Origin of the sequence: Pseudomonas lopnurensis (assembly GCF_015070855.1) — a bacterium.
Taxonomy (GTDB): domain Bacteria; phylum Pseudomonadota; class Gammaproteobacteria; order Pseudomonadales; family Pseudomonadaceae; genus Stutzerimonas; species Stutzerimonas lopnurensis.
In genome coordinates this window covers 25,759-51,579 of record NZ_JADDIX010000055.1, presented here as the reverse complement: position 1 = coordinate 51,579, position 25,821 = coordinate 25,759, and the positions used below count along the sequence as shown (strand labels likewise).

The 25,821-nt window shown below is 65.2% G+C and carries 25 protein-coding genes; 15 read left to right on the top strand and 10 right to left on the bottom strand.

Annotated elements, in window-relative coordinates:
* Positions 1–49 precede the first annotated feature (49 nt).
* Both IN820_RS10685 and arcC read left to right on the top strand, forming a co-directional pair.
* On the top strand, positions 50–1,060 hold the full coding sequence (locus tag IN820_RS10685; RefSeq protein WP_193680962.1) for an ornithine carbamoyltransferase: 1,011 nt from the start codon (positions 50–52) through the stop codon (positions 1,058–1,060).
* Positions 1,061–1,102: 42 nt separating this feature from the next.
* Positions 1,103–2,032 carry a carbamate kinase gene (gene arcC, locus IN820_RS10680; RefSeq protein WP_193680961.1) on the top strand — a complete coding sequence of 310 codons (930 nt, stop codon included), beginning with the start codon at positions 1,103–1,105 and terminating at the stop codon, positions 2,030–2,032.
* A 47-nt stretch (positions 2,033–2,079) separates the two neighbouring features.
* Here the strand turns inward: arcC and IN820_RS10675 are convergent, their stop codons facing one another.
* The 5 genes from IN820_RS10675 to IN820_RS10655 form a co-directional block, all read right to left on the bottom strand.
* Positions 2,080–3,417: a DUF1329 domain-containing protein gene (locus IN820_RS10675; RefSeq protein ID WP_193680960.1), complete on the bottom strand. Its 1,338-nt coding sequence runs from the start codon at positions 3,415–3,417 to the stop codon at positions 2,080–2,082.
* A gap of 223 nt (positions 3,418–3,640) precedes the next feature.
* On the bottom strand, positions 3,641–4,357 hold the full coding sequence (gene trmB, locus IN820_RS10670) for a tRNA (guanosine(46)-N7)-methyltransferase TrmB (RefSeq protein ID WP_193680959.1): 717 nt from the start codon (positions 4,355–4,357) through the stop codon (positions 3,641–3,643).
* Positions 4,358–4,528: 171 nt separating this feature from the next.
* Positions 4,529–5,323, bottom strand: a complete 795-nt coding sequence (locus tag IN820_RS10665; protein ID WP_193680958.1) for a thiazole synthase — start codon at positions 5,321–5,323, stop codon at positions 4,529–4,531.
* Positions 5,324–5,406: 83 nt separating this feature from the next.
* The gene (thiS, locus tag IN820_RS10660; protein ID WP_193680957.1) at positions 5,407–5,607 is read right to left on the bottom strand and encodes a sulfur carrier protein ThiS; all 201 of its coding nucleotides are present in this window, start codon (positions 5,605–5,607) and stop codon (positions 5,407–5,409) included.
* A gap of 88 nt (positions 5,608–5,695) precedes the next feature.
* Complete coding sequence (locus IN820_RS10655; protein ID WP_193680956.1) at positions 5,696–6,070, bottom strand: DUF423 domain-containing protein; 375 nt, start codon at positions 6,068–6,070, stop codon at positions 5,696–5,698.
* A 71-nt stretch (positions 6,071–6,141) separates the two neighbouring features.
* On the opposite strand from IN820_RS10655, the gene mtgA reads away from it, so the two are divergent.
* The 3 genes from mtgA (at position 6,142) to IN820_RS10640 (ending at position 11,698) form a co-directional block, all read left to right on the top strand.
* Complete coding sequence (mtgA, locus tag IN820_RS10650; protein WP_193680955.1) at positions 6,142–6,870, top strand: monofunctional biosynthetic peptidoglycan transglycosylase; 729 nt, start codon at positions 6,142–6,144, stop codon at positions 6,868–6,870.
* 135 nt (positions 6,871–7,005) lie between these two features.
* Positions 7,006–8,934, top strand: a complete 1,929-nt coding sequence (gene dibA / locus IN820_RS10645; protein WP_193680954.1) for a phosphodiesterase DibA — start codon at positions 7,006–7,008, stop codon at positions 8,932–8,934.
* A 205-nt stretch (positions 8,935–9,139) separates the two neighbouring features.
* Entirely contained in the window at positions 9,140–11,698 is a 2,559-nt protein-coding gene (locus IN820_RS10640; RefSeq protein WP_193680953.1) for a hybrid sensor histidine kinase/response regulator, read from the top strand.
* Between the two features lie 242 nt (positions 11,699–11,940).
* Here IN820_RS10640 and rpoH read toward each other — a convergent pair whose 3' ends face one another.
* From rpoH to ftsY, 4 genes are all read right to left on the bottom strand, one after another.
* Positions 11,941–12,795, bottom strand: coding sequence for an RNA polymerase sigma factor RpoH (gene rpoH / locus IN820_RS10635; protein WP_193680952.1), 855 nt, complete (start codon positions 12,793–12,795; stop codon positions 11,941–11,943).
* Positions 12,796–12,905: 110 nt separating this feature from the next.
* On the bottom strand, positions 12,906–13,925 hold the full coding sequence (gene ftsX / locus IN820_RS10630) for a permease-like cell division protein FtsX (protein ID WP_193680951.1): 1,020 nt from the start codon (positions 13,923–13,925) through the stop codon (positions 12,906–12,908).
* Positions 13,925–14,593 carry a cell division ATP-binding protein FtsE gene (gene ftsE / locus IN820_RS10625; RefSeq protein ID WP_193680950.1) on the bottom strand — a complete coding sequence of 223 codons (669 nt, stop codon included), beginning with the start codon at positions 14,591–14,593 and terminating at the stop codon, positions 13,925–13,927. The genes ftsX and ftsE overlap by 1 nt, the downstream gene beginning before the upstream one ends.
* Positions 14,590–15,858 carry a signal recognition particle-docking protein FtsY gene (gene ftsY, locus IN820_RS10620; RefSeq protein WP_193680949.1) on the bottom strand — a complete coding sequence of 423 codons (1,269 nt, stop codon included), beginning with the start codon at positions 15,856–15,858 and terminating at the stop codon, positions 14,590–14,592. Before ftsY ends, ftsE begins: the two co-directional genes overlap by 4 nt.
* A gap of 231 nt (positions 15,859–16,089) precedes the next feature.
* Between ftsY and IN820_RS10615 the strand changes: the two genes are divergently transcribed.
* From IN820_RS10615 to rsmD, 3 genes are read left to right on the top strand one after another with little or no spacing between them, the layout of a single operon-like run.
* A complete protein-coding gene (locus tag IN820_RS10615) occupies positions 16,090–17,442 on the top strand; it encodes a M16 family metallopeptidase (RefSeq protein WP_193680948.1) in 1,353 nt (450 codons plus the stop codon).
* Positions 17,435–18,967 carry a M16 family metallopeptidase gene (locus IN820_RS10610; RefSeq protein ID WP_193680947.1) on the top strand — a complete coding sequence of 511 codons (1,533 nt, stop codon included), beginning with the start codon at positions 17,435–17,437 and terminating at the stop codon, positions 18,965–18,967. Before IN820_RS10615 ends, IN820_RS10610 begins: the two co-directional genes overlap by 8 nt.
* Positions 18,967–19,566 (top strand): 16S rRNA (guanine(966)-N(2))-methyltransferase RsmD, encoded by a 600-nt coding sequence (gene rsmD / locus IN820_RS10605; RefSeq protein ID WP_193680946.1) that lies wholly within the window; start codon positions 18,967–18,969, stop codon positions 19,564–19,566. Before IN820_RS10610 ends, rsmD begins: the two co-directional genes overlap by 1 nt.
* A 27-nt stretch (positions 19,567–19,593) precedes the next feature.
* Here the strand turns inward: rsmD and IN820_RS10600 are convergent, their stop codons facing one another.
* A complete protein-coding gene (locus tag IN820_RS10600; protein WP_193680945.1) occupies positions 19,594–19,953 on the bottom strand; it encodes a MarR family transcriptional regulator in 360 nt (119 codons plus the stop codon).
* 205 nt (positions 19,954–20,158) lie between these two features.
* Here IN820_RS10600 and IN820_RS10595 point away from each other — a divergent pair, with 205 nt between their 5' ends.
* The 7 genes from IN820_RS10595 to IN820_RS22620 all read left to right on the top strand — a co-directional run.
* A complete protein-coding gene (locus IN820_RS10595; protein ID WP_193680944.1) occupies positions 20,159–21,046 on the top strand; it encodes a sugar phosphate isomerase/epimerase family protein in 888 nt (295 codons plus the stop codon).
* Positions 21,043–22,101 carry a putative urea ABC transporter substrate-binding protein gene (locus tag IN820_RS10590; protein ID WP_193680943.1) on the top strand — a complete coding sequence of 353 codons (1,059 nt, stop codon included), beginning with the start codon at positions 21,043–21,045 and terminating at the stop codon, positions 22,099–22,101. The genes IN820_RS10595 and IN820_RS10590 overlap by 4 nt, the downstream gene beginning before the upstream one ends.
* 27 nt (positions 22,102–22,128) lie before the next feature.
* A complete protein-coding gene (locus tag IN820_RS10585; protein ID WP_193680942.1) occupies positions 22,129–23,163 on the top strand; it encodes an isopenicillin N synthase family dioxygenase in 1,035 nt (344 codons plus the stop codon).
* Positions 23,164–23,308: 145 nt separating this feature from the next.
* Complete coding sequence (locus IN820_RS10580) at positions 23,309–24,289, top strand: hydrolase (protein ID WP_193680941.1); 981 nt, start codon at positions 23,309–23,311, stop codon at positions 24,287–24,289.
* Positions 24,290–24,464: 175 nt separating this feature from the next.
* Complete coding sequence (gene coaD / locus IN820_RS10575) at positions 24,465–24,947, top strand: pantetheine-phosphate adenylyltransferase (RefSeq protein ID WP_193680940.1); 483 nt, start codon at positions 24,465–24,467, stop codon at positions 24,945–24,947.
* Between the two features lie 109 nt (positions 24,948–25,056).
* A complete protein-coding gene (locus IN820_RS10570; RefSeq protein ID WP_193680939.1) occupies positions 25,057–25,308 on the top strand; it encodes a YfhL family 4Fe-4S dicluster ferredoxin in 252 nt (83 codons plus the stop codon).
* Positions 25,308–25,821: gamma-glutamyltransferase (locus tag IN820_RS22620; protein WP_235989130.1), on the top strand; the 514-nt coding region annotated here is incomplete at its 3' end. The genes IN820_RS10570 and IN820_RS22620, both read left to right, overlap by 1 nt.

The window sequence follows — 25,821 nt, the reverse complement described above, 5'->3', positions numbered from 1 at the left end:
CAGCGCCAGGCGGCACCTTCCGGTGCCCCGTGGAAAGAGGAAGCGAACGATGCCTTTCAACACGCACAACCGCAGCCTGCTCAGCCTGATGCACCACAGCGAGCGCGAGCTGCGCTATCTGCTCGACCTGTCCCGCGATCTCAAACGGGCCAAGTACAGCGGCACCGAACGCCAGCACCTCAAGGGCAAGAACATCGCGCTGATCTTCGAGAAGACCTCGACGCGCACCCGCTGCGCCTTCGAGGTGGCGGCCTACGATCAGGGCGCGAATGTCACCTATATCGATCCCAACTCCTCGCAGATCGGCCACAAGGAAACGATGAAAGACACCGCCCGGGTGCTCGGCAGGATGTACGACGCCATCGAGTACCGCGGCTTCGCCCAGGAAATCGTCGAAGAACTCGCCCGTTACGCTGGCGTGCCGGTATTCAACGGCCTGACCGATGAGTACCACCCCACGCAGATGATCGCTGACGTCATGACCATGCGCGAACACAGCGACAAGCCGCTACAGCAGATCAGCTATGCCTATCTGGGCGACGCACGCAACAACATGGGCAACTCACTGCTGCTGATCGGGGCCAAGCTGGGCATGGACGTCCGCATCGCCGCGCCGCGTGCGCTGTGGCCCAGCGAACAGCATGTAAAGGCCTGCGAGGAATTCGCCGCGCAGAGCGGTGCGCGCCTGCTGCTCACCGAAGATACGCAGGCAGCGGTGCAGGGTGTCGACTTCATCCACACCGACGTCTGGGTTTCGATGGGCGAGCCGATGGAAGCCTGGGCCGAGCGTATCCAGCAGCTGCTGCCCTACCAGGTGAACGCAGCGCTGGTGCAGGCCAGTAACAATCCGCGGGTGAAGTTCATGCACTGCCTGCCGGCGTTCCACAACAGCGAAACCAAGGTCGGCAAGGAGATCGCCATGCGCTATCCGCACCTGGCCAACGGCATCGAGGTGACCGAGGAGGTCTTCGAATCCCCGACCTGCATCGCCTTCGAGCAGGCGGAGAACCGCATGCACACCATCAAGGCGATCCTGGTCTCCACCCTTGCCGATATCTGAACCGACCGCTGTCCGCGGTCGGGGGCGCACGGAGGACGCGACATGCGCATCGTCATCGCACTGGGCGGCAATGCCCTGCTTCGCCGGGGGGAGCCGCTGAGCGCCGAGAATCAGCGTGAGAACATCCGCCTGGCCTGCGCGCAGATCGCGCAGATCGCACCGGGCAACGAACTGGTGGTGGCTCACGGCAACGGCCCGCAAGTCGGACTGCTGGCCCTGCAGGGGGCCGCCTACAAGGATGTTCCCAGCTATCCTCTGGACGTACTGGGTGCCGAAACCGAAGGCATGATCGGCTACATCATCGAGCAGGAACTGGGCAACCTGCTGCCGTTCGAGGTGCCCTTCGCCACCCTGCTGACCCAAGTCGAAGTGGACCCGAAAGACCCGGCCTTCCAGGCGCCGAGCAAGCCGATCGGCCCGGTCTACGATCGCGAAGAGGCACAGCGTCTGGCCGAACAATGGGGCTGGAGCATCGCACCCGATGGCGAGCGTTTCCGCCGCGTGGTGCCCAGCCCGCGTCCGAAGCGGATCTTCGAGATCAGACCGATCAGTTGGCTGCTTGAGAAGGGCTGCGTGGTGATCTGCGCCGGCGGCGGAGGTATTCCAACCGTTTACGACCAGCACGGGCGACTGCAAGGAGTCGAAGCGGTGATCGACAAGGACCTGTGTTCGGCGCTGCTGGCCGAGCAGCTCGGTGCCGATCTGCTGGTGATCGCCACCGATGTCGACGGCGCCTACCTGGATTGGGGCGCTCCCCAGCAGCGGCGGATCGCCGAAGCCCATCCCCAGCAGCTGGAATACCTTGGCTTCGCCGCCGGTTCCATGGGGCCGAAGGTCGAGGCAGCCTGTCAGTTCGCCCGCAATACCGGCAAGGTCGCGGTGATCGGCTCGCTCGGACAGATCGAGGCCATCGTCCGAGGCGAAGCTGGCACCCGCGTCAGCCTGGCGGCCGCTGGCCTGCGTCACGCATGAAAAAAAGGGCGCCTGCGACGCCCTTCTTTTTTTTCCAGGGAGGGGCCTCAGTTACCGCGGCGCAGCGCCTGAGGCGAGAAGTCACGCGGGCTGAGCTTGACGTCGAAGTCGTACATCGGCTCGTTGTTGTCCAGGCCATCGACGAAATAGTTCCCCTCCTTGAGGTGATAGAGCGTCTCGAGCGTGCTGTTGAACATCGGCACCTCGTAATAGCTGACCGGATGGCTTTCCTGCAGGCCGATCAGTTGGTTGTGTTCGTCATACAGATCGACCGCCAGGATCGCCCAGCTGTCCTCGTCAATATAGAACCGGCGCTTGTCGTAGAGATGGCTGAAGCCCTTGCGCAGCGTGGCCTCGACGACCCATACGCGATGCAGCTCATAGCGCAGCAGTTCCGGGGTCAGCGTACGCGGCTGGACGATGGCGTCGTAGGGGATGCCTTGCTGATGCACCGCATAGCTGTTGTACGGCACCAGCATTTCGCGCTTGCCGAGTAGCTGCCACTCATAGCGGTCCGGTGCGCCATTGAACGAGTCGACCACATCGGCGGTCGCCAGGCCGCTGGTATCCGGCTGCAGGGAATCGTATGCCAGCGAAGGCAGACGGCGAACCCGTCGATCATCCGCGCTGTAGCGCCAGGCCTTGCGCGTGGTCAGCACCTGGTCCAGCGGATCCTGGACCACCAACGCGGTGCCGGAGAGCTTGGCCGGCGCGGTGACACGGTACTTGTAATACAGGACGGTGTTGTCCAGATCCGCATGGGTCATCCCCTCGCGGTTGTAGACGTAGTAGATATGGCGGTCGCGCTTGATGTAGTGGGCCCTGCCGCCGATCACCACCGCCTGGTTGTTGATCATGTGGCTCTGGTCACCCTTGTAATGCAGGATGTGGTTCCAGATGACCTCGATTCCGCTTTGCGGTATCGGGAAGGGAATACCGGCCGCCGCACCCTGGATGCCGTTGCCGTTGGCGATCAGCTCGGCGCTCATCGCGTTGAAGCGGGTGGCGTCATAGATGCGCTGCGGTACCGACGCGCTGCGCCGGGTCGGAAACACCCGCAGGTAGTACTCGGGATTGCGCTCAAGCAGTGCTTTGAGCCCTTCGGAGAGCTGCTCGCTGTACGCGGTCAGGTTGTTGCGGTCGACTCGATAGAGCATCGAATCGGCGGCAAAAGGGTCCGGGTGGTGCATGCCTCGCTCGTAGCTGGCCGGCGGGGTGATCCCTCCAGTCCAGGCCGGGATGGTGCCGGCCGCATTCCCGGCTCGCTCGGCCCCCAGCGGCGTCAGGTCCTGCCCCAGCCGGGCGGCCTGGGTACTGTCCACCTTGGCCTGTACCGGCAGCGCGGCGCAGACCGCCAGCAGGAAGATTCCAATCTTTGCGTCCATCGTCTACTCCCCCCAATTACGCACGATGATGGGCACTGCCAGGCATGCCCAGGCATCGGCGTTGCATTGTTATATGGCGTGGGCAGGCATGCCTTCCTGGCCGACACTCGTCCCTGACCGCTGTCGCGGCTCTTCGATTGGATCCGGCCAGCGCTGCTGACCTGGTACCGCCAGCAGGCGGCGTGACAGCAGTAGCTCCGGCTACTGCCTCTCATCGCTTCGTTCAGTCGACGCGCTGGAACTTCAGATCCCAGACGCCATGCCCGAGGCGTTCACCACGACGCTCGAACTTGGTCACCGGCCGCTCTGCAGGGCGCGGTACGCAGCGCCCATCTTCAGCCAGGTTGCGGTAGCCCGGAGCGGCGTTCATCACCTCGAGCATGTGCTCGGCATAGGGCTCCCAGTCGGTGGCCATGTGCAGCACGCCGCCGATCTTCAGTTTCCTGCGCACCCGTTCGGCGAAGGCCGGCTGGACGATGCGCCGCTTGTGATGGCGGCTCTTGTGCCAGGGGTCGGGAAAGAACAGCAGGACCCGGTCCAGGCTGGCGTCGGCCACGCAATCGCGCAGCACCTCCAGGGCGTCACAACTGTAGACCCGGACGTTGGTCGATTTCTGTGACAGAAGTCCGCTGAGCAACGCCCCGACGCCCGGTTTATGCACTTCGACGCCGATGAAGTCCTGTTCCGGCGCCGCCACCGCCATTTCCAGCGTGGAGTGCCCCATACCGAAACCGATTTCGAATGTCCGCGGCGCGCTGCGGCCGAATACTTCGTCGAAATCGCGCAATCCATCCTCGAGGGCCAGGCCGAACTTCGGCCAGCCCTGCTCCAGCCCGCGTTGCTGGCCCTCGGTCATGCGCCCGGCGCGCATCACGAAGCTCTTGATGGTGCGGCGGTGCTCGGTTTGCAGCTCTTCGGCCGCGGGGGTCTGCTCAGTCATGGGGTACCTGCGGGGGATAAAAAGGCTCTGCCCCGATTGCGTGTTGCTCGAAGTGCCGAGGTGCTCTGAAAGTCCGTAGGAGGGTACGTCTATCCACAACAGCCAACTCAGACACCGCCATAAAAAAGCCGGCCCCGGCGATCATGCCGCCGGGGCCGGCCACGAATCGTTTCAGCGAATCAATCCGTCCAGCGGCGACGAGGCGCTGGCGTAGAGCTTCTTCGGCATGCGCCCGGCGAGATAGGCCAGGCGCCCGGCCTCGATGGCGTATTTCATCGCCTCGGCCATCAGCAGCGGATTCTGCGCATGGGCGATGGCGCTATTCATCAGCACCGCCTCGCAGCCCAGTTCCATGGCGATGGTGGCGTCCGAGGCGGTGCCGACCCCGGCATCCACCAGCACCGGCACGCTCGCTTCCTCGAGGATGATGCGCAGGTTGTAGGGGTTGCAGATGCCCAGCCCGGTGCCGATCAGACCGGCCAGCGGCATCACCGCGATGCAGCCCATCTCGGCCAGTTGGCGGGCGATGATCGGATCGTCGCTGGTGTAGACCATCACGTCGAAGCCGTCCTTGATCAGCACTTCGGCGGCCTTGAGGGTCTCGATGACGTTGGGGAACAGGGTCTTCTGATCGGCCAGCACCTCCAGTTTGACCAGCTTGTGGCCGTCGAGCAGTTCGCGGGCCAGGCGGCAGGTGCGCACCGCATCCTCGGCGGTGAAGCAGCCGGCGGTGTTCGGCAGGATGGTGTAGCGCTCGGGGCTGATCACGTCGAGCAGGTTCGGCTCGCCGGGATTCTGGCCGATGTTGGTGCGACGCACCGCGACGGTGACGATCTCCGCCCCGGAGGCCTCGATGGCCGCGCGCGTCTCCTCAAGATCCTTGTATTTGCCGGTTCCCACCAGCAGCCGCGATTGATAGGTGCGACCGGCCAGGGTGAAGGGTTTGTCGTTCGGAACTGGGCGCATGGGAAATCCTCGTTCAGACGTGGTACAGCACAACGCCCGCCGCACCGCNGACGCTTCGGGTAAGGGATGCCGACGCGGGCGGGCTAGCCGCCGCCGATGGCGTGCACCACCTCGACCTGGTCGCCGTCCCTAAGCGCGGTCGATGCATGCGCGCTGCGCGGCACGATATCGCGGTTGAGCTCGACCGCCAGCCGGCGCCCGCTCAGCTCCAGACGCACGAGCAGCTCGGCCACCGTCTGGCCGGCGGGCAGCTCGTAAGGTTCACCATTCAACTGAATCTGCATACTGTTCCGCCGCCATTGCGAAAGGGGTCGGCATTCTAGCCCGAACCACCCCCTGCACCAAGGCGAAGGCCGCGGCCGTTCGTCCCGCTCAGCGGCGCGCGCGCCAGCCGGCCAGCGCCAGGCACAGCCAGCCGGCGAGGAAAGCCGTGCCCCCCAGCGGCGTGATGATGCCGAGCTTGCCGACACCGGTCAGCGTCAACAGGTAGAGACTGCCGGAAAACAGTGCGATGCCCAGGATGAACAGCCCACCCGCCCATGTCAGCAGGCGGCTCGGCAGGTGCAGCGCCAGCAGCGCGACACCGAACAGCGCCAGCGCATGGATCAATTGGTAATGCACGCCGGTCTGGAAAATCGCCAGGTAGTCGGCGCTCAGTCGACTCTTCAGCCCGTGGGCGGCGAATGCGCCGAGGGCGACGCCGCTCAAGCCGAACAGGGCGGCAAGCACGAGATAAGGACGAATCATTCCCTTTTCCGTTCGATGGCCAAATGCGGTCGCTATAATGCCCGCTCTTTTCGCCCACGGCCATCTGCGACATGCTCCGACCCCTGCTGCGCCGCCTGTCCAAACTGCTGCTCTGGCTGCTCACCCTCTCGGCGCTGCTGGTGTTGCTGTTGCGCTGGGTGCCGCCCCCCTTCACCGCACTGATGGTCGAACGCAAGCTCGAGTCCTGGCGCAGCGGCCAGGCCATCGACCTGACGCGTGACTGGCGCCCCTGGCGCGAACTGCCGGACGATCTGAAGATGGCGGTGATCGCCGCCGAGGACCAGAAGTTCGCCGAGCATTGGGGCTTCGACATCGCCGCGATCCGCGCGGCACTGAGCCACAACGAAAGCGGTGGTTCGCTGCGCGGGGCCAGCACGCTGAGCCAGCAGGTGGCCAAGAACCTGTTTCTCTGGTCCGGCCGCAGCTGGCCGCGCAAGGGGCTGGAAGCCTGGTTCACCGCCTTGATCGAACTGTTCTGGCCGAAGCAGCGCATTCTCGAGGTCTACCTCAACAGCGTCGAATGGGGCGAGGGCATCTTCGGTGCGGAGGCGGCGGCGCGGCATCACTTCGGCACGGCCGCCCCCTATCTGTCGACACGCCAGGCCAGCCTGCTGGCCGCGGTGCTGCCGAACCCGCGGCAATGGAGCGCCGGCCAGCCGAGCGGCTATGTGAACAACCGTGCCGCCTGGATTCGCCAGCAGATGCGCCAGCTCGGCGGCAGTCACTATCTGCAGCGACTCGCGCCGAACCACCCGAACGGGTGGCCCGCCTGGCTCTGAATGCGATGAGCGGCGGTGACACCCACTCCCGGCCCGGCGTCTAGTGAGACATCGCCGGCCTGCCGCAACCGACCTCCGCGCGCCCTGGCGCAGGCGGGTTTCTTCATGCAGCACCTCGATCGGATTTGAAGAGAAATGAATACGCACCTCCTTCGGCTGAGCCTGGGCTATTTCGTCCTTTCGATGCTTTGGGTCCTGCTCGGCGACGTACTGCTGGAGCACCTGACCGCCGACAGCAGCCGGGCCTGGGATATCGGCAAAGGCGCGTTCTTCGTGGCGGTCACCAGTATTCTGCTGTACCTGATCAGCCGCCGGCTTTTTCTCCGCCTGGCCGAGCAGCAGAATACCCAGAGCCAGCAGGAAGCCAGCCTGCGGCAAGCCGCGGCGGTCTTCGCCACGACCCAGGAAGGCGTGCTGGTGACCGATCCGCAGCAGCACATCGTGCATGTCAACCCGGCCTTCAGCCGTATCACCGGCTACAGCGCCGAAGAAGTGCTCGGGCAGACGCCACGGCTGTTCGCCTCCGGCAAGCACGACGCCGCCTTCTATCAGCGGATGTGGCAGGCGCTGGGCAGCGAAGGCGCCTGGAGCGGCGAGATCTGGAACCGCCGCAAGAGCGGCGAGATCTATCCGGTGTGGCAGAACCTGCGCAGCATCCATGATGACAAGGGCCAGCTCAGCCATTACGTGGCGGTCTTTTCCGACCTCTCGGCACTCAAGCGCTCGCGCGAAGAGGTGGACCTGCTCGCCCATTACGATCCGTTGGTCAATTTGCCCAATCGCCTGCTGTTCACCGAACGCGCCAAGCAGGCGCTCGAGCGCGCCCGTTCGCAAAGACACAGCGGCGCACTGCTGCTGATCGACCTCGATCACTTCAAGGACATCAACGAAAGCCTCGGACACAGCCTCGGCGACGCCCTGCTGCAGGCCGTCACCGCGCGCCTCAATGAATACCTGAAAGACGACATGACCCTCGGCCGCCTGGGCGGCGACGAGTTCGCCCTGCTCTGCGAAGGTCATGGCGCCGAGAAAGCTACCGCCCTGGCCCTGTGTATCCTCGACAGGCTGAACGAGCCGTTCCAGATCGATGGCCAGCAGTTGTTCAGCAGCGCCAGCATCGGCATCGTGCTGTACCCCTACCCGAACGACATACAGAACGTCGAACAATTGATGCGCAACGCCGACTCGGCGCTGTTCAAGGCCAAGAACAGCGGCCGTTCGACCTACGCGTTCTATTCCGAGGAGTTGACCAGCCAGGCTCGCCAGCGGGTCGAGCTGGCTACCGCGTTACGCCAGGCGCTGGAACAGGGACAACTGCGCCTGCACTACCAGCCGATCTACGATCTGCGCCGGGGCGAGATCGCCGGCTTCGAGGCCCTGGTACGCTGGCAGCATCCGGAGAAGGGCCTGATCTCCCCGGCGGCCTTCATTCCCATCGCCGAAGAGAGCGGGCTGATCAGCGCCATCGACCGCTGGGTACTCGCGCAGGCCTGCAACCAGGCACGCGACTGGCTGGCGCAGGGCCGGTCGCTGGGATTCGTCGCGGTGAACATTTCCAGCCGGCTGTTCGGGCTGGGCGAACTCGACCTGCAGGTCGCCACGACTCTGGCCGACTGCGGCCTGGACGCCCGCCACCTGGAACTGGAGATTACCGAAAGCGCGGTGATGCAAGACCCCGATGCCGCGCTGGAGTTGCTGCAGCGGCTACGTGCGCTCGGCGTGCGCCTGGCCATCGACGACTTCGGCACCGGCTATTCGTCACTGCAGCGCCTCAAGCGGATGAACGTGCACAAGCTGAAGATCGACCAGGGCTTCGTCAGAGGGTTGCCGGAGGACCGCGAGGATGCGGCCATCACTCGCTCGGTCATCAGCCTCGCCCACAACCTGGGCCTGCAAGTGGTCGCGGAAGGTATCGAGGCAGTCGACCAGGCGGCCTTCCTCCTGGCCCACGACTGCGACTTCGGCCAGGGCTACGGCTTTGCCCGCCCGCAACCGGCGGCCGAAATCGACTGGCAAGCGGCTGAACTTGATTATGGCCAGAACTGCCACGCGACGCGGAGCTGACAAACTCATATATCAAAATGCCATCACGACAAGTAAGCTAGCGAGCCTGCCACAGTGCGCCCAGTCGCAGACTGACCCGGCAAGGGCCTGAGGTGGCGCGCATTGCGGCATACTGGCCTCGGCCTGCCAGTAGGCGTTCGCTCCAACGGCAACGCTCGCCTCGGCAGATAGCAAACCGGTTTCACCGCATACTGCAGCGAAGATGATGAGCGACCCAGCGATGGACCACCGCCCGGAACAGGGCCTACGACAGTACTTCACCTGGCGAAACGGTATCGCCTGGGTGGTACTGGTGTTCACGCTGCTGGTACAGCTGGTCGTCCTGCAGAACCTGCGCGCCTATGAAAACCGCGCCGCCGAACAACAGTTCGACATGCTGCGCGAGAAAGTCACCGAAGCGATTCGCAAGCGCCTGGTCGATCATGAACAGATACTGCTGGGCGGTGCCGGCCTGTTCGATGCCGCCGGGCACGTCGACCGCGAGCAGTGGCGCATCTACGTCGAGCGCCTGCGGCTGCCGGATCGCTACCCCGGCATCCAGGGCGTCGGGTTCGCCCGGGCCATTCGTCCCGAGGAGCGCCCCGCGCACGTCGCCGGGATCCGCGCCGAAGGCTTTCCCGACTACGACATCCGCCCGCCCGGCCAGCGTGAACTCTATACCTCGATCATCTACCTCGAGCCCTTCGCCGACCGCAACCTGGCCGCCTTCGGCTACGACATGTACGCCGAACCCACCCGCCACGAGGCGATGCGCCGCGCCGCGCGGCTGGGCGAAACCAGCATCACCGCCAAGGTCAGGCTGATGCAGGAGACCCATGGCGAGGTACAGGCCGGCATCCTGCTCTACGTGCCGGTGTATGAACCCGGGTTGCCTCTGACCACGCCGGAACAGCGCATGCAGGCGCTGCTCGGCTTCGTCTACAGCCCCTACCGGGTCGACGACCTGATGCGCGGCATCCTTCAGGCGGCCAATCTGCCACTGGCCCTGCGCATCTATGCCAGCCCCGGTGAGCAGCCGCAGCACCTGATCCATTCCACCGAGGAAATACCCGAAGCCGGGACCGCGCAGTACAGCCAGGTGCAGCGGCTGGATCTCTACGGCCAGACCTGGACCCTGCGCCTGGACAGCCTGCCGGCGTTCGAGGCGCGCTTTCACGCCAACGAAACGCTGGTGATCGGCCTCGGGCTGGGCCTGAGCCTGCTGCTGTTCTTCCTCACCTCGTCGCTCGCGCTGCGCCACAGCCGTGCCAAGGCGCTGGCCGAGGAAATGACCCGGCATATCCACAAGAGCAAGCATGACCTGCGCCAGAGCGAAGAACGCTTGTCGCTGGCGCTCAAGGGCAGCAACGACGGTCTCTGGGACCTGGACCTGGAAGCCGGCACCATGTATGCCTCGCCACGCGCCTGGGACATGCTCGGCTACCGGCCGAACGAGCTGCAGTCCGATCTCAGGCTATGGGAGCGGGTAATGCTCGAGGAAGACCTCGCCCAACAGAAGGCCCGATTGGCGCAGACCATGCTCGCCAAAGTCGATCGCTTCACCACCGAACTGCGCCTGCGGCACAAGGAGGGCCACGTCGTCCCGGTGCTGGTCCGCGGCTACATCCAGCGCGATGCCCAGAGCATGGCCCAGCGCATCAGCGGCACCCTCATGGACTTGACCGAGCGCAAGCGCGTCGAGCAGATGAAGAACGACTTCGTCTCCACCGTCAGCCACGAACTGCGCACACCACTGACGTCCATCAGCGGCGCACTCGGGCTGATCGTCGGCGGCGCACTCGGCGAGACGCCGCCGACCATGCAGCAGATGCTCGAGATCGCCTATCGCAACAGCCTGCGCCTGGGCCACCTGATCAACGACCTGCTGGACATGGAAAAGATCGCCGCCGGCAAGATGACCTTCGAGCTGCGCGAACACCCCCTCGGCCGCCTGCTCGAAGAGGCCTTGGCGAACAATCAGGCGCTCTGCGAACAGCACGGCGTGCGCTGCACGCTGAAGCATTCGACGGATGCGCTGGTCTGGGTCGACGGCTTGCGCCTGCAGCAGGTGTTGGGCAATTTCCTCTCCAACGCCATCAAGTTCACCCCCGAAGGCGGAGAGATCAGGGTACACAGCAGTCTGCGCGGTTCGCGGGTGCGCATCAGCGTCACGGATCAGGGGCCGGGCATCCCGGAGGCCTTCCGCGCGCGCGTATTCGAAAAATTCGCCCAGGCCGATGCCTCCGACAGCCGGCAGAAATCCGGCACCGGACTCGGCCTGGCGATCACCAAGGAACTGATCGAACGCATGGGCGGTACCGTCGGCTTCGACTGCGAAGAAGGCCGGGGCACCACCTTCTGGTGCGAATTGCCGATCCAGACGCCCTCCAGCGAGACGGAGAGCCGCGAGGGGCTGCCGCGCATCCTGGTGGTGGAGGACGAGCCGGACACCGGTCGCCTGCTGCACCTGATGCTGCGCGAAGGCGGCTACGCCGCGGAGCGCGTGCAAAGCCTGCACCAGGCGCGAGAAAAGCTTGCCAGCGGGCGCTACGAGGCGATGACGCTGGATCTGCATCTACCCGACGGCAGCGGCGTCCAGTTGATCGAGGAATTACGCGACAAGCCGACGATGCAAGGCCTGCCGATCATCGTCATTTCCGCCGCCCATCAATTCGACGAGGCGCTGTTCCCGGAGCGGGTCGTCTGGCTGCACAAGCCGATCACCAATGCGCAGTTGCTGGCGGCACTCGACAAGGCGCTGGAGCGTGCCCGGAGCAGGATCTGAAGCGACGCACGGGACCGATCGTGCGTCCCCGTAGGAGCGGGCCATGCCCGCGAACACCGGCCACGCAGGAGCATCGCGAGCAAGGCTCGCTCCTACAGGAAATCGTGCGGGCTTCAGCCCACCCCACACCAGGCGATGCTTGCGGCACAACCGGCCAGCCCAACGTCGCACCCGGCTTGCAGCGCAAAAAAAATCGCGGGGAGGCGCCAGCCATCCCGCGATTCGCCGTTCGGCTACGGGCCTCAGGCCTGCATCGAACCCTTGAGCTTGTTCATCGCATTCTTTTCCAGCTGGCGAATCCGTTCGGCCGAGACGTTGTACTTGGCCGCCAGGTCATGCAGGGTCGCCTTGTCCTCGCTCAGCCAGCGCTGCTGCAGGATGTCGCGGCTGCGCTCGTCCAGCCTCTCGAGCGCTTCATGCAGGCTGGAGCTGGAACTGTCGCTCCAGTCGGCGTCTTCGAGCTGGCGAGCCGGATCGTAACGATGATCTTCCAGGTAGTGCGCCGGCGACTGGTAGGCACTGTCGTCGTCGGCATCGGTCGCCGGGTCGAAGGCCATGTCGTGGCCGGTCAGGCGGCTTTCCATCTCGCGCACTTCGTGCGGCTCGACGCCCAGGCTGTCGGCCACGGCGCTCACTTCGTCGTTGTTCAGCCAGGCCAGACGCTTCTTCTGGCTGCGCAGGTTGAAGAACAGCTTGCGCTGCGCTTTGGTGGTCGCGACCTTGACGATGCGCCAGTTGCGCAGGATGAACTCGTGGATCTCGGCGCGAATCCAGTGCACCGCGAAGGACACCAGGCGCACGCCCATCTCGGGGTTGAAGCGCTTGACCGCCTTCATCAGACCGACGTTGCCTTCCTGGATCAGGTCGGCCTGGGCCAGCCCGTAGCCGGAGTAGCTGCGGGCGATGTGAACGACGAAACGCAGGTGCGCCAGCACCATCTGCCGGGCGGCCTCGAGATCCTGATGATAGAAGAGACGCTCGGCCAGCTCGCGCTCCTGCTCGACGGTGAGCAGCGGGAGGCTGTTCACGGTCTGCACGTAGGCCTCGAGATTGGCTCCCGGGACCAGGGCTTGAACAGGTTGCAGAGTAGTAGTCATGCAGTTCCTCCGATGATGAAGCTGCAGCAGTTTAGCATTGCCGCATCAGACTGCAAGCCAGTGGAAAAGTTCCCTTACGCAACGAACAACCGGTTGTTTTTAAAGCTTTTTTACCTTGGCGCCAGTTCACTCAGATGCCTCGCGACCGCCAGCCAGGCACCGATATAGCCGAGCAGCACGGCCCCGACCACCAATGACAGGCCATCGCCCGCCGGAACGCCTTGCAGCCCGAAATCGCTGCCGTAGAGGCCGGCCAGACGCACCACGGCCTCGTTCAGCCAACCCAGCCCGTAGGCCAGCAACAGCCAGGCGATCAGTCCGGCGCCGAGACCGTAGAGCGCGCCCATGTACAGGAATGGACGACGCACGTAGCCGTCGGTGCCGCCCACCAGCTTGACCACCTCGATCTCGGTGCGGCGATTCTCGATGTGCAGGCGGATGGTGTTGCCGATCACCAGCAGCAGCGTGGCCACCAGCAACAGGGTCAGGCCGAAGACGAAACGATCGCCCAGCGTGAGGATCGCAGTCAACCGCTCGACCCAGAGCAGGTCCAGCTGCGCCTGCTGCACGCCCGGCAGGTCGGCCAGTCGCTGGCGCAGCGCCTCCAGCTTGTCCTTGTCGACTTCCTCGGGGGTCACCAGGATCACCCCGGGCAGCGGGTTTTCCGGCAATTCCTTGAGCGCCTCGCCGAGCCCGGAGAGCTGCTGGAACTCCTCCAGCGCCTGCTCGCGGCCGACCCACTGCGCCTCGGCCACGTCCGGCATGGCGGCGACTTCATCGCGCAGCTTCGTCCCCGCCTCGGCGTCCACCTCCAGTTGCATGAACAGCGAGATCTGCGCGGCGCGCTGCCAGGAACCACCGAGCCGCTCGACGTTGTCCAGCAGCAGGGCGAGGCCCATCGGCAGGCTCAGCGCGACGGCCATCACCAGGCAGGTGAAGAAACTGCCGATCGGCTGCTTGAACAGACGGCTGACGCTGTCGACCAGGCTGGCGCGATGGCTTTCCAGCCAGGCGTGGAACAGCGCCTTGAATTCCGGCTCGTCGCCGTTGTGCCGCTCGGGCTTTTTCACCGAACCGCCGACGCGTTCGGCGGTGCGTGGGTTCGTTTTGGGTTTGCGTTCGGCACTCATCAGCCGGCCTCCCCATCGCCGATCAGGCGGCCACGCTGCAGGGTCAGCATGCGGTGACGCATGCGCGCGATCAGCGCCAGGTCGTGGCTGGCGATCAGCACGGTGGTGCCCAGGCGATTGATGTCTTCGAAAACACCCATGATCTCGGCGGCCAGACGCGGATCGAGATTACCGGTGGGCTCGTCGGCCAGCAGCAGTGCCGGTCGGTGCACCACGGCGCGGGCGATGCCGACGCGCTGCTGCTGGCCGGTGGACAGGTCCGCCGGGTACTGCAGCGCCTTGTCCTTGAGGCTGACGCGCTCCAGCGCGGTCATCACCCGCTGGCCGATCTCGCGCTTGTTCAGGCCGAGAATCTGCAGCGGCAGGGCGACGTTGTCGAACACCGTGCGGTCGAACAGCAACTGGTGGTTCTGGAACACCACGCCGATCTGCCGGCGCAGGAAGGGAATCTGCGCATTGGTGATGCGCGACAGGTCCTGCCCGGCCAGCAGCAGCTTGCCGCTGGTGGGGCGCTCCATCGCCAGCAGCAGGCGCAGCAGGGTGCTCTTGCCGGCGCCGGAATGGCCGGTGACGAAGAGGAACTCGCCGCGGCGTACCTGGAAGGAAAGCTCGTGCAACCCGATGTGGCCATTGGGGTAGCGCTTGCCGACCTGTTCGAAGCGAATCATGCGCCGTCCCGTTGGGCGAACAACGCTTTGACGAAGGCATCGGCCTCGAAGGTGCGCAGATCGTCGATACCCTCGCCGACGCCGATGTAGCGGATCGGCGTGCCGAACTGCTTGGCCAGGGCGAAGATCACCCCACCCTTGGCGGTGCCGTCGAGCTTGGTCAGCGCCAGGCCGGTCAGTTCGACCGCCTGGTTGAACTGGCGGGTCTGGTTGATGGCGTTCTGCCCGGTGCCGGCGTCGAGCACCAGCAGCACTTCGTGCGGCGCCGTCTCGTCCAGCTTGCCCATCACCCGACGGACTTTCTTCAGCTCTTCCATCAGGTTGTCCTTGGTGTGCAGGCGGCCGGCGGTATCGGCGATCAGCACGTCGATGCCGCGCGCCTTGGCCGCCTGCACCGCATCGAAGATCACCGAGGCGGAATCGGCACCGGTGTGCTGGGCGATCACCGCAATGCCGTTGCGCTCGCCCCACACCTGCAATTGCTCGACCGCCGCGGCACGGAAGGTATCGCCGGCGGCGAGCATGACCTTCTTGCCGTCGAGCTGCAGCTTCTTGGCCAGCTTGCCGATGGTCGTGGTCTTGCCGACGCCGTTCACACCGACCACCAGGATCACGTACGGGCGCTTGTCGCCGTCGACCACCAGCGGCTGCTCGACCGGCTCGAGCAGACCGGTGAGCTCTTCCTGCAGCGCCGTGTAGAGCGCGCCGCTGTCGGCCAGCTCCTTGCGCGAGACACGCCGGGTGAGGTTCTGCATGATCGCCGTGGTCGCCTCGACACCGACGTCGGCGGTCAGCAAACGGGTTTCCAGCTCGTCGAGCAGGTCGTCATCGATGGCCTTCTTGCCGAGAAACAGGCTGGCCATGCCTTCGCCGATGCTCGAACTGGTCTTCGACAGCCCCTGCTTGAGGCGGGCGAAGAAACCCAGCTTGGCGGGCGCTTCGGCAGGCGCGGCCGCTACGACGGGCGCCGGGGGCGGCGCGATTTCCGGCTCTGGCTCTGGCTCTGGCTCTGGCTCTGGCTCTGGCTCTGGCTCTGGCAGGATTTCGGCGGCGACGGGCGGCTCTGGCAACACCTCGGGCGCAATGATCGCCGGCTGCTCAGCCTCGATCTCGGGCTGCTCGGCGCGCGGCAAGCCGTCTTCCTGCGGCTCGGCGGCAGGTTGCTCGGCCACCGGGGGCTGCGGCTTCTTGCGCAGCCAGCCGAACAGGCCTTTCTTCTCGCCGGGCTCGGCCGGCGTCTTCTTGTCGTCGTTGGAACCAAACATGGAGAAGGTATTCTCAAAGGTGCGAAACGCCGGCGGCCACGCCGTCGGCCAAACGGGCCCTATCCTAGCACCTCGCAAAGCGGGTGCGCTAAGCACGGTTTCCTGCATCAGGGCCGGCGCTCACTGCGGATATCCCGGCTTTGCCTGATCCGCGCACGCCAGTACCATGGCTGCCGTGTCGCCGCCCTGCCAGTCTGCCGTGGCGGATACCCACCTGGACGAGTCCCGACTATGCCCCTGATGTTACGCCGCGCCGCCGCCCTGCTGCTCGGAGCCTTCTATCTGCCCCTGCTGGCAGCAGCAGACAACCAGCCGACCCACGAGTTCTTCCTCGACAACGGCCTGAAGGTCATCGTTCGCGAGGATCATCGCGCCCCCGTGGTGGTGTCCCAGCTCTGGTACAAGGTCGGCTCCAGCTACGAGACCGCCGGCCAGACCGGGCTGTCCCATGCCCTCGAACACATGATGTTCAAGGGCAGCCGCAAGCTCGACGCCGGCGAGGCCTCGCGCATCCTGCGCGAACTGGGCGCGGAGGAAAACGCCTTCACCAGCGATGACTACACCGCCTATTACCAGGTACTGGCGCGTGACCGCCTGGCGGTGGCCTTCGAGCTGGAAGCCGATCGCCTGGCCAGCCTCAGGCTGCCGCCCGAGGAATTCGCGCGCGAGATCGAGGTGATCAAGGAAGAACGTCGCCTGCGCACCGACGACAAGCCCAGTTCGCTCGCCTACGAACGCTTCAAGACCATCGCCTACCCGGCCAGCGGCTACCGCAACCCGACCATCGGCTGGATGGCCGACCTCGAACGCATGCAGGCCGACGAACTGCGCGCCTGGTACGAACGCTGGTACACGCCCGGCAACGCCACCCTGGTGGTGGTCGGCGACGTCTCGCTGGACGAGGTGCGCGATCTCGCCGAGCGTTACTTCGGGCCGATCGAGCAGCGCACCGTGCCGACCGCCAAGCGCCCGCTGGAGCTGGCCGAGCCGGGCGAGCGGCGGCTCAGGCTGCACGTCAAGACCCAGTTGCCGACCCTGCTCATGGCTTTCAACGTACCGAGCCTGGCCACCGAGGAGAACGCCCGCCAGGTGCACGCGCTGCGGCTGATCTCCGCCCTGCTCGACGGCGGCTACAGCGCCCGCCTGCCGGAGCGCCTGGAGCGAGGCGAGGAACTGGTGACCAGCGCCTCGGCCTGGTACGACGCCTACGCCCGCGGCGACAGCCTGTTCGTCCTCAGCGCCGCGCCGAACCTGCAGAAGGGCCGCACGCTGGAAGAAGTCGAAGCCGGCCTGTGGCAGGAGCTGAACGCGCTCAAGCAGAACCCGCCTTCGGCAGACGAACTCGAGCGCGTGCGTGCGCAGGTCATCGCCGGGCTGGTCTACGAGCGCGACTCCATCACCCAGCAGGCCACCACCATCGGCAAGCTGGAAACCGTTGGCCTGTCCTGGCGCCTGATGGACGAGGAGCTGAGCGCCCTGGAGGCGGTCACCCCCGAGGACATCCAGCAGGCCGCCCGCAGCTATTTTTCCCGCACGCGCCTGAGCGTCGCCCATGTTCTGCCCGAGGAAGCCCGTGATGAGTGAATCCAAAGCCCTGCGCCATGGCCTGTTCGGCCTGTTGCTGGCGGCCAGCTTCGGCCTGGCGGGGTGCGACGAAGGCTCCAGTGCGCTGCCACAGCCGGGCCAACCGGTCGAGCAGGATGTCGCCCGCGAGGCGACCCAGCCTGCCGTGCCGAACGCTGCCGAGCATAAGCCGCGCCTGGAGTCGCTGGCCAAGCTGGGCGACCAGCCGCTGGCGCGCCGCACCCTGGACATCCAGAGCTGGCAGACCGCCGAAGGCGCCAAGGTGCTGTTCGTCGAGGCGCGTGAACTACCGATGTTCGACCTGCGCCTGACCTTCGCCGCCGGCAGCAGCCAGGACGGCGACGTACCCGGGCTGGCACTGCTGACCAACGCCATGCTCAACGAGGGCGTCGAAGGCAAGGATGTCAGCGCCATCGCCCGCGGTTTCGAAGGCCTCGGCGCGGACTTCGGCAACGGCTCCTACCGCGACATGGCGGTAGCCAGCCTGCGCAGCCTGAGCGCCCCCGACAAGCGCGAGCCGGCGCTGGCGCTGTTCAGCCAGGTGATCGGCCAGCCGACATTCCCCGAGGACTCGCTGCAGCGGATCAAGAACCAGCTGCTGGCCGGCTTCGAATTCCAGAAGCAGAATCCCGGCAAGCTGGCCAGCCTGGAGCTGTTCGCCCAGCTCTACGGCGAGCACCCCTATGCCCACCCCAGCGAAGGCACGCCGGCGTCGATCCCGGCGATCGGCGTCGAGCAGCTGCGCGCCTTTCATGCCCGCGCCTACGCGGCCGGCAATGCGGTGATCGCTCTGGTCGGCGACCTCTCCCGCGAAGAGGCCGAGGCGCTGGCCGCGCAGGTCTCCGCCGCCCTGCCGCAGGGCCCCGCGTTGCCGCCGACGCCCGCCCCCGCAGCGCCCGTGGCCGGCACGCACCATATCGACTTCCCCTCCAACCAGAGCCACCTGATGCTGGCCCAGCTCGGCATCCCGCGTGGCGACCCGGACTACGCGGCGCTCTACCTGGGCAACCAGATCCTCGGCGGCGGCGGCTTCGGCACCCGGTTGATGGAAGAGGTGCGCGAGAAACGCGGCCTGACCTACGGCATCTATTCAGGCTTCAGCCCGATGCGCGCCAACGGCCCGTTCATGATCAGCATGCAGACCCGCGCCGAACTCACCGACGGAGCCCTGGAGCTGGTCCAGCAACTGGTGCGCGACTACCTCGCCGACGGCCCGACCGAGGCCGAACTGGAGCGCAGCAAGCGCGAGATCGCCGGCAGTTTCCCGCTGTCCACGGCGAGCAACGCCGACATCGTCGGCCAGCTCGGCAGCATCGGCTTCTACGACCTGCCGCTGAGCTACCTGGAGGACTTCATGAGCGAAGTCCAGGCGCTGACGGTCGAACAGGTGAAGGCAGCGATGAACAAGCATCTGCAGAGCGACGGCTTCGTCATCGTCACCGCCGGCCCCAGCGTCGAGCAGCAGCCGCTGCCGCCGCCCACCGAGAAACCAGTCGAACAGCCCAGCGCGGTTCCGGAGCATTGATGGCCAATCCACCCATTCGCCCCAGCGCCCACGGCGGCCAGGGCCAGTTGCGCATCATCGGTGGCGAATGGCGCTCGCGCCGCTTCGGCTTCCCCGATGCCGAGGGCCTGCGCCCGACCCCGGACCGGGTCCGCGAAACCCTGTTCAACTGGCTGGCGCCCTACCTCTCCGGCGCTCGCGTGTTCGATCCGTTCACCGGCAGCGGCGCGCTCTACCTGGAAGCGCTGTCGCGTGGCGCCAGCATGGCCCTGGCGCTGGACGTCAACGCCAATGCCATCGCCAGCCTGCGCAAACACCTGGACACGCTGAACTGCGGCCACGGGCAACTGCTGCAGAGCGACGCGCTGCGCTACTTGGAAACCCAGTCGCCGGCGACCTTCGACCTGGTCTTTCTCGATCCGCCGTTCAACAAGAACCTGCTGCAACCGGCATGCGAGCTGCTGGAAGGCAAGGGCTGGCTGGCCGAGCACGCCTGGGTCTATACCGAGAGCGAAGCGGTGCCCTCCAGCCTCGGCCTGCCGGGGAACTGGCGGCTGCACCGCGAAAAGAAGGCCGGCAAGGTGCATTACGCACTCTGGGAGCGGATACCGGCCGGGTAATCTACTGCAGCTGGCCGGGCGCTCCGCTCAGTCGGAGAAATGTCGGCCGGTTTCATCATAGAACCGTTCCAGCCGCTCGATCAGCTGTTCGCCAAGGCACACCTGCCGAACGCGCTTGTCCTCACGCGAGCCGGTTTCCTTCAGCAACCCCTGATCGATCATCTGTTGCACGTACTTGACGGCGGTACGCCTGCTGATACTTGGCATGAAGGCGTACAGATCCGTCTTATGCAAGGCCTGGTCGCGACGCAGCCACATGTGCGTCAGCAGGTCGCTGTAACTCAGGTCCCGGAGGCCGATATCGTCGAACAGGGAAATCCAGCTCTCATCCATCGCAATCAGTGCCTGGGCGATGGCTTGGCGACGGCCGAGGTTATCTCGAGTCATGGTGTCGATACCTTCCGGTGGCGGCTCACTATGGTGCAAATATGCATGCAATAGCACTCTATCAAAGCAGCGGGAGCATCTCCATCGTCGTCATCCCCTGGCCTTTTCCTGCAAAAATACATGTAAATTAACACCTTAGCAAAAAACTCCACTATCTGGCATACGGCTTGCTCTTCTCCTTCGCCAGCTCGATGTGGAGAAGAAAATGCAGTTCAAGGTATTCAAGACCCTTTGGGGATTTTCCGGCCCCCCCCGGCAAGCGGCCCGGGAAGCGGTAGAGGCCGGCTTCGATGGCATCGAAGGCCCGGCACCCGCCGCCCCCGAAACGCGTGACGGATTGGCTGCCGTCCTGGAAGAGCACCACCTCGATTACATCGCGGAGATCTGCACCGGCGGGTCTTATGTGCCGGATCGCAAGGCCACGCCTGCGGTACACCTGAGCGATCTGGAAAGCAAGATCCGCATCGCGCGGCCCCTGCGCCCCCGCCTGATCAATGTCATGGCCGGCTGCGACGCCTGGCCATTGCAGGTCCAGTACGACTTTTTCGCCGCCGCCCAGGAGCTAGGCGCCCGCCACGATGTCGTGCTGAGCTTCGAGACGCATCGCAGCCGCTCGACGTTCAACCCCTGGCTGACCGAGGCATTGATCGAACGTCTGCCGGATCTGCGCCTCACCGCCGACATCAGCCACTGGATCGTGGTCGCCGAGCGGCTGCTCGACGACGATTCGGACTGGCAGACCCTGCTGGCCGTCGCCGCACAAGTACACCACGTACACGGCCGGGTGGGCTACCCGCAAGGGCCTCAGGTACCGCACCCCGCAGCGCCCGAATACGCCGGTTGCCTGGCCTTCCACCAGCGGTTCTGGGAAGCCGTCTGGCACTCGCAGCATCTGCGCGGCTACGGCACCAGCACCCTGACCCCGGAGTTCGGTCCGGACGGCTACCTGCACACCCTGCCGTTCACCGACCAGCCGATAGCCGACCTCTGGCAGATCAATCGCTGGATCGGGGATACCGAACGAGCGCATTTCCAGACGTACACCAGCACGTTCCGCCCACTTGCCGTCTCCCAGAAAGGTGCCTGTCAATGAACCTGTCCCGCATCGCCCGTCATGTCGCCATCCTCATGCTGGGGCTGTCGGCCGTCAGCGCCCAGGCTGCCGAACAATTCCGCATCGCCTGGACCCTCTACCCCGCCTACATGCCTTGGGAGTATGCGCAAGGTTCCGGAATCCTGGAAAAATGGGCGAAGAAGTATGGCATCGAAATCGAGGCCGTACAGGTCAATGATTATGTCGAGGCCATCAACCAGTACACCACCGGCGATTTCGATGCCTGCATGATGGCGACGATGGATGCCCTGACCATCCCCGCTGCCGCCGGCACGGATTCCACCGTACTGGCCATCGCCGACTATTCCAACGGCAACGACGTGATCATCGTGAAGAATGGCAAGAGCCTGGAGGACCTGCGCGGCGAGAAGGTCAACCTGATCGAGTACTCCATATCCCACTATTTCCTGGCCCGGGCCCTGCAAAGCGTCGGCATGAGCGAGCGTGACGTCACCCTGGTCAACACCTCGGATGCCGACATGGCAGCCCTGTTCGCCCAGCCCTCCGTCAGCGCCATGGTGACCTGGAACCCGATGGCCAGCAAAATCCTCGAGAGCAAGGACGCGGTCAACGTGTTCGACTCACGGAAGATGCCCAGCGAGCTGACCGACAGCATTGTCGTCAACAGCAAGACCCTGGAACGACACCCAGCCCTCGGCAAGGCGCTGGTCGGCGCCTGGTTCGAAACCCTCGCCGTCATGCAAAAGGATGACGAAGAAGGCCGCAAGGCCCGCGAAATCATGGGCCTGGCAGCAGGAACCGACCGTGCCGGCTATGAAGCCCAGCTGCAGGCCACCCATCTGTACGACGATCCCGGCGAAGTCGTCGCGCTGATGGCCGACCGCCGGTTGCAGGACACCATGGCCAGCATCGCCGACTTTTCCTTCGAGAACGGGCTGTTCGGCAGCGGCGCACAGTCCTCCGAGACGATCGGTCTCGCCTACCCGGCCGGCGCAATCCGCGGGGACCACAACAACATCAAACTGCGTTTCGACGATACCTACGCCCGCCTGGCGGCGGACGGCGAACTCTAGAGCAACGCACCAGCACCGGAGCCTGCAATGAGCACAACATCTTTCAAAGAGATCCCGACTCTGGACATCGGCCCGCTGCTTGCGGGCCATACCGGCCCGGACTACCTGAAAACCGTCCGGCAGCTCGCAGACGCGGCACACCACGTAGGCTTCGCCCAATTGACCGGCCACGGTCTGGGTGAAAAACAGGCACGTCTTCTGGAAGTGACGAAGCGCTTCTTCGCACTGCCCGCAGAAGAAAAAATGAAGGTCTACATTGGCAAATCCAGCAATCACCGTGGATATGTTCCGTTCGGCGAAGAAATCATGGCCTCTGGCCAGCCGGACACCAAGGAAGCCTTCGACCTGTCCATGGACCTGTCAGTTGAACACCCGGCCGTGCTGGCCGGAACACCGCTGATCGGACCGAACCAATGGCCGGAGCTGGACGGTTTCAGGGAAGCCGTACTGGACTATTACGACGCGGTATTCGGGCTGGGCCGCGAGATATTCAGAGCCTTCGCGGTCGGCCTCGATCAGGACCCGGAGTTGTTCCTGCGCCATGTGACCACACCACCCTCCCAGTTGCGCCTGCTGCACTACCCCACCAACGAAGCGGCAGTCGATCGCCCTGGCATCGGCGAGCACACCGACTACGAATGCTTCACGCTTCTGAAACCCACGGCGCCCGGCCTGGAAGTGTTCAGTACCGACGGGAAATGGATCCCGGTACCCTATAACCCTGATGCGCTGGTCCTGAATATCGGCGACCTGCTCGAGCTGTGGACCAGCGGCTATTACGTGGCTACCAGCCATCGCGTCAGAAAGGTCAAGGAAGAGCGCTACGCCTTCCCGCTGTTCTTCACCGTCGACTTTGAAACCGTGGTCAGCCCGCTCGACAGCTTCAGGAAACCAGGCAGCACAGACAAGGAAGGGCTGGTTTCCGGCGACCACCTGCTGGCGCAAACGATGCAAAGCTTCCGCTATCAGCTGGAACGTCTCGAACGTGGCGAAATAGCCTTGCCGGATGGGGCTCTGCCCTACTACTCGCTGGGCCGTGAGGCGGAAACGCTGGCACATTGAAAACCGTCCGCCCGATGCCCGCCGGGCCAGCGTCTTCCCTCTTCCTTACGGGAGAGGGTTCGTCCGCGAATGGTTCGACGTGGCAGCTTGCCTCCCGTTGCCGTATGTTGACGCCACTCCCGTCACGGCCAGTCGCCCCCATGCCATGACAGCGTCGTTCCAACCCGCCTGGTGGCTGCCGGGCCCTCATCTGCAGACCCTGTGGAACCCGTTCTTCCGTGCGGCGCCACGGCTCGCGCGTCGGCGCGAGCGGCTGTGGCTGGCCGATGGCGACTTCATCGACCTCGACTGGCATGGCCCGCACGACGCAACGGTGCCGCTGGTACTGGTGCTGCACGGCCTCACCGGGTCGTCCAGCTCGCTCTACGTGCTCGGCCTGCAGCAGCAACTGGCCGCGCGCGGCTGGGCCAGCGTGGCGATCAACTGGCGCGGCTGCTCGGGCGAACCGAACCTGCTGCCGCGCGCCTACCACTCCGGCGCCAGCGACGACCTCGCCGAGGTGATCGCCCATCTGCAGGCCAGCCGCCCGCTGGCGCCGCTGCATGCCGTGGGCTATTCGCTGGGCGGCAACGTGCTGCTCAAGTACCTGGGCGAAACCGCGGCCGGCTGCCCATTGCGCAAGGCGGTGGCGGTATCCGTACCGTTCCGCCTGGATCAGTGCGCCGACCGCATCAGCCTGGGCTTTTCGCGGATCTACCAGGCGCACTTCATGAAGGCCATGGTCGCCTACGTGAAGGACAAGCAGCAGCGCTTCCAGCGCGAAGGCCTTGCCGAGCACCTCGGCGCCCTGCACCGCCTCGGCCCGCTGCAGGGCATGCGCACCTTCTGGGACTTCGACGGCCGCGTCACCGCGCCGCTGCACGGTTTCAGCGACGCCCAGGACTACTATCGGCGCGCCTCGAGCCGCTATTTCCTCCCCGACATCGCGATCCCGACCCTGCTGATCCAGGCCGCCGACGATCCCTTCGTGTTCCGCCATAGCGTGCCGGAAGCCGCCGAACTGTCGCCCTCCACCACCCTCGAGCTGCATGCCCGGGGCGGCCACGTCGGCTTTATCGAGGGCCCGCCGAGCAGGCCAGGCTACTACCTGGAGCGGCGCATTCCGCAGTGGCTGTACGAGGGCTGAATGCACCATCGCCGCGCGCCATCGCGTAGAACTCACCAGTCAGTCGAGCGTTCGCCCGCAGAAGGCCTGAGATCGGCTATGTATCCAGGCAGATCGCCGCACGGCCATTCAGGCTTTACGCTGCCGACACCGAGCCGCTACCATCCACACCCCACGCATGCGTCAGGACGCCGCGATGAATCGAGTGTTGTATCCGGGAACCTTCGATCCCATCACCATGGGCCACGCCGACCTGGTCGAACGCGCCTCGCGCCTGTTCGATCACATCATCATCGCCGTGGCGGCCAATCCGAAGAAGAACCCGCTGTTCCCCCTGGAGCAACGCGTGGAACTGGCCCGCGAAGTCACCAAGCACCTGCCGAACGTCGAGGTCATGGGCTTTTCCACCCTGCTGGCGCACTTCGTCAAGGAGCAGAACGCCAATGTCCTGCTGCGTGGATTGCGCGCGGTTTCCGATTTCGAATACGAATTCCAGCTGGCCAACATGAACCGCCAGCTGGCACCCGAAGTGGAGAGCCTGTTCCTCACCCCGTCGGAAAAGTATTCCTACATTTCCTCGACGTTGGTGCGCGAAATCGCCTCGCTCGGAGGGGATGTCTCCAAATTCGTTCATCCAGCGGTGATGCAAGCGCTGAAGGAGCGCTTCGGCCAGGCCTGAGGCGCGCCGTTGCTCGGCAGCGAGGTGCACGCGCGCTGCCGATGCGGCACAATTGGCCGGTCGTTATGTTAGCTATGCCGTGGCTCGTGCCACGGCTGGAGTTCGCTGGATGTCCCTGATAATCACCGATGACTGCATCAACTGCGATGTGTGCGAGCCCGAGTGCCCGAACAGCGCCATTTCCCAAGGCGAGGAAATCTACGTCATCGATCCCAACCTCTGCACCGAATGCGTCGGCCACTATGACGAGCCGCAGTGCCAGCAGGTATGTCCGGTCGACTGCATCCCGCTCGACGAAAACAACGTCGAGAGCAAGGATGAACTGATGCAGAAATACCTGATCATCACCGGCAAGGCCTGATGATTCACCGGCGACGGACCCGCCGCACCTCACGCCTGCAGACGGGCCTCCAGGCCTCTCTCGCGCTCCTGCTCCTGCTGGTCTGCACGGCCCAGGCCCGCCCCCTCGAGAACGGCGCCGTCGCCACCGCCCACCCGCTGGCCAGCGAGGTCGGCCGGCAGATCCTCCAGGCCGGCGGCAACGCCTTCGACGCCAGCGTCGCAGTCAGCGCCGCCCTGGCCGTGGTCGAGCCCTACGGCTCGGGCCTCGGCGGCGGCGGCTTCTTCCTCCTGCGCGACGCGGGCGAGCCGGCCCGCCACCTGTTCCTCGATGCCCGCGAACGCGCGCCGCGCGCCGCCACGCCGGAGATGTACCTGCGCGACGGTGAATTCCAGCGCCAGCTGACCCTCGACGGCCCGCTCGCCGCGGCAATCCCCGGCACGCCGGCGGCGCTGGTCGAGCTCGCCGAGAAGCGCGGACGCCTGCCGCTGAAAACTACGCTGGCACCGGCCATCGCCCTGGCGCGCGACGGCT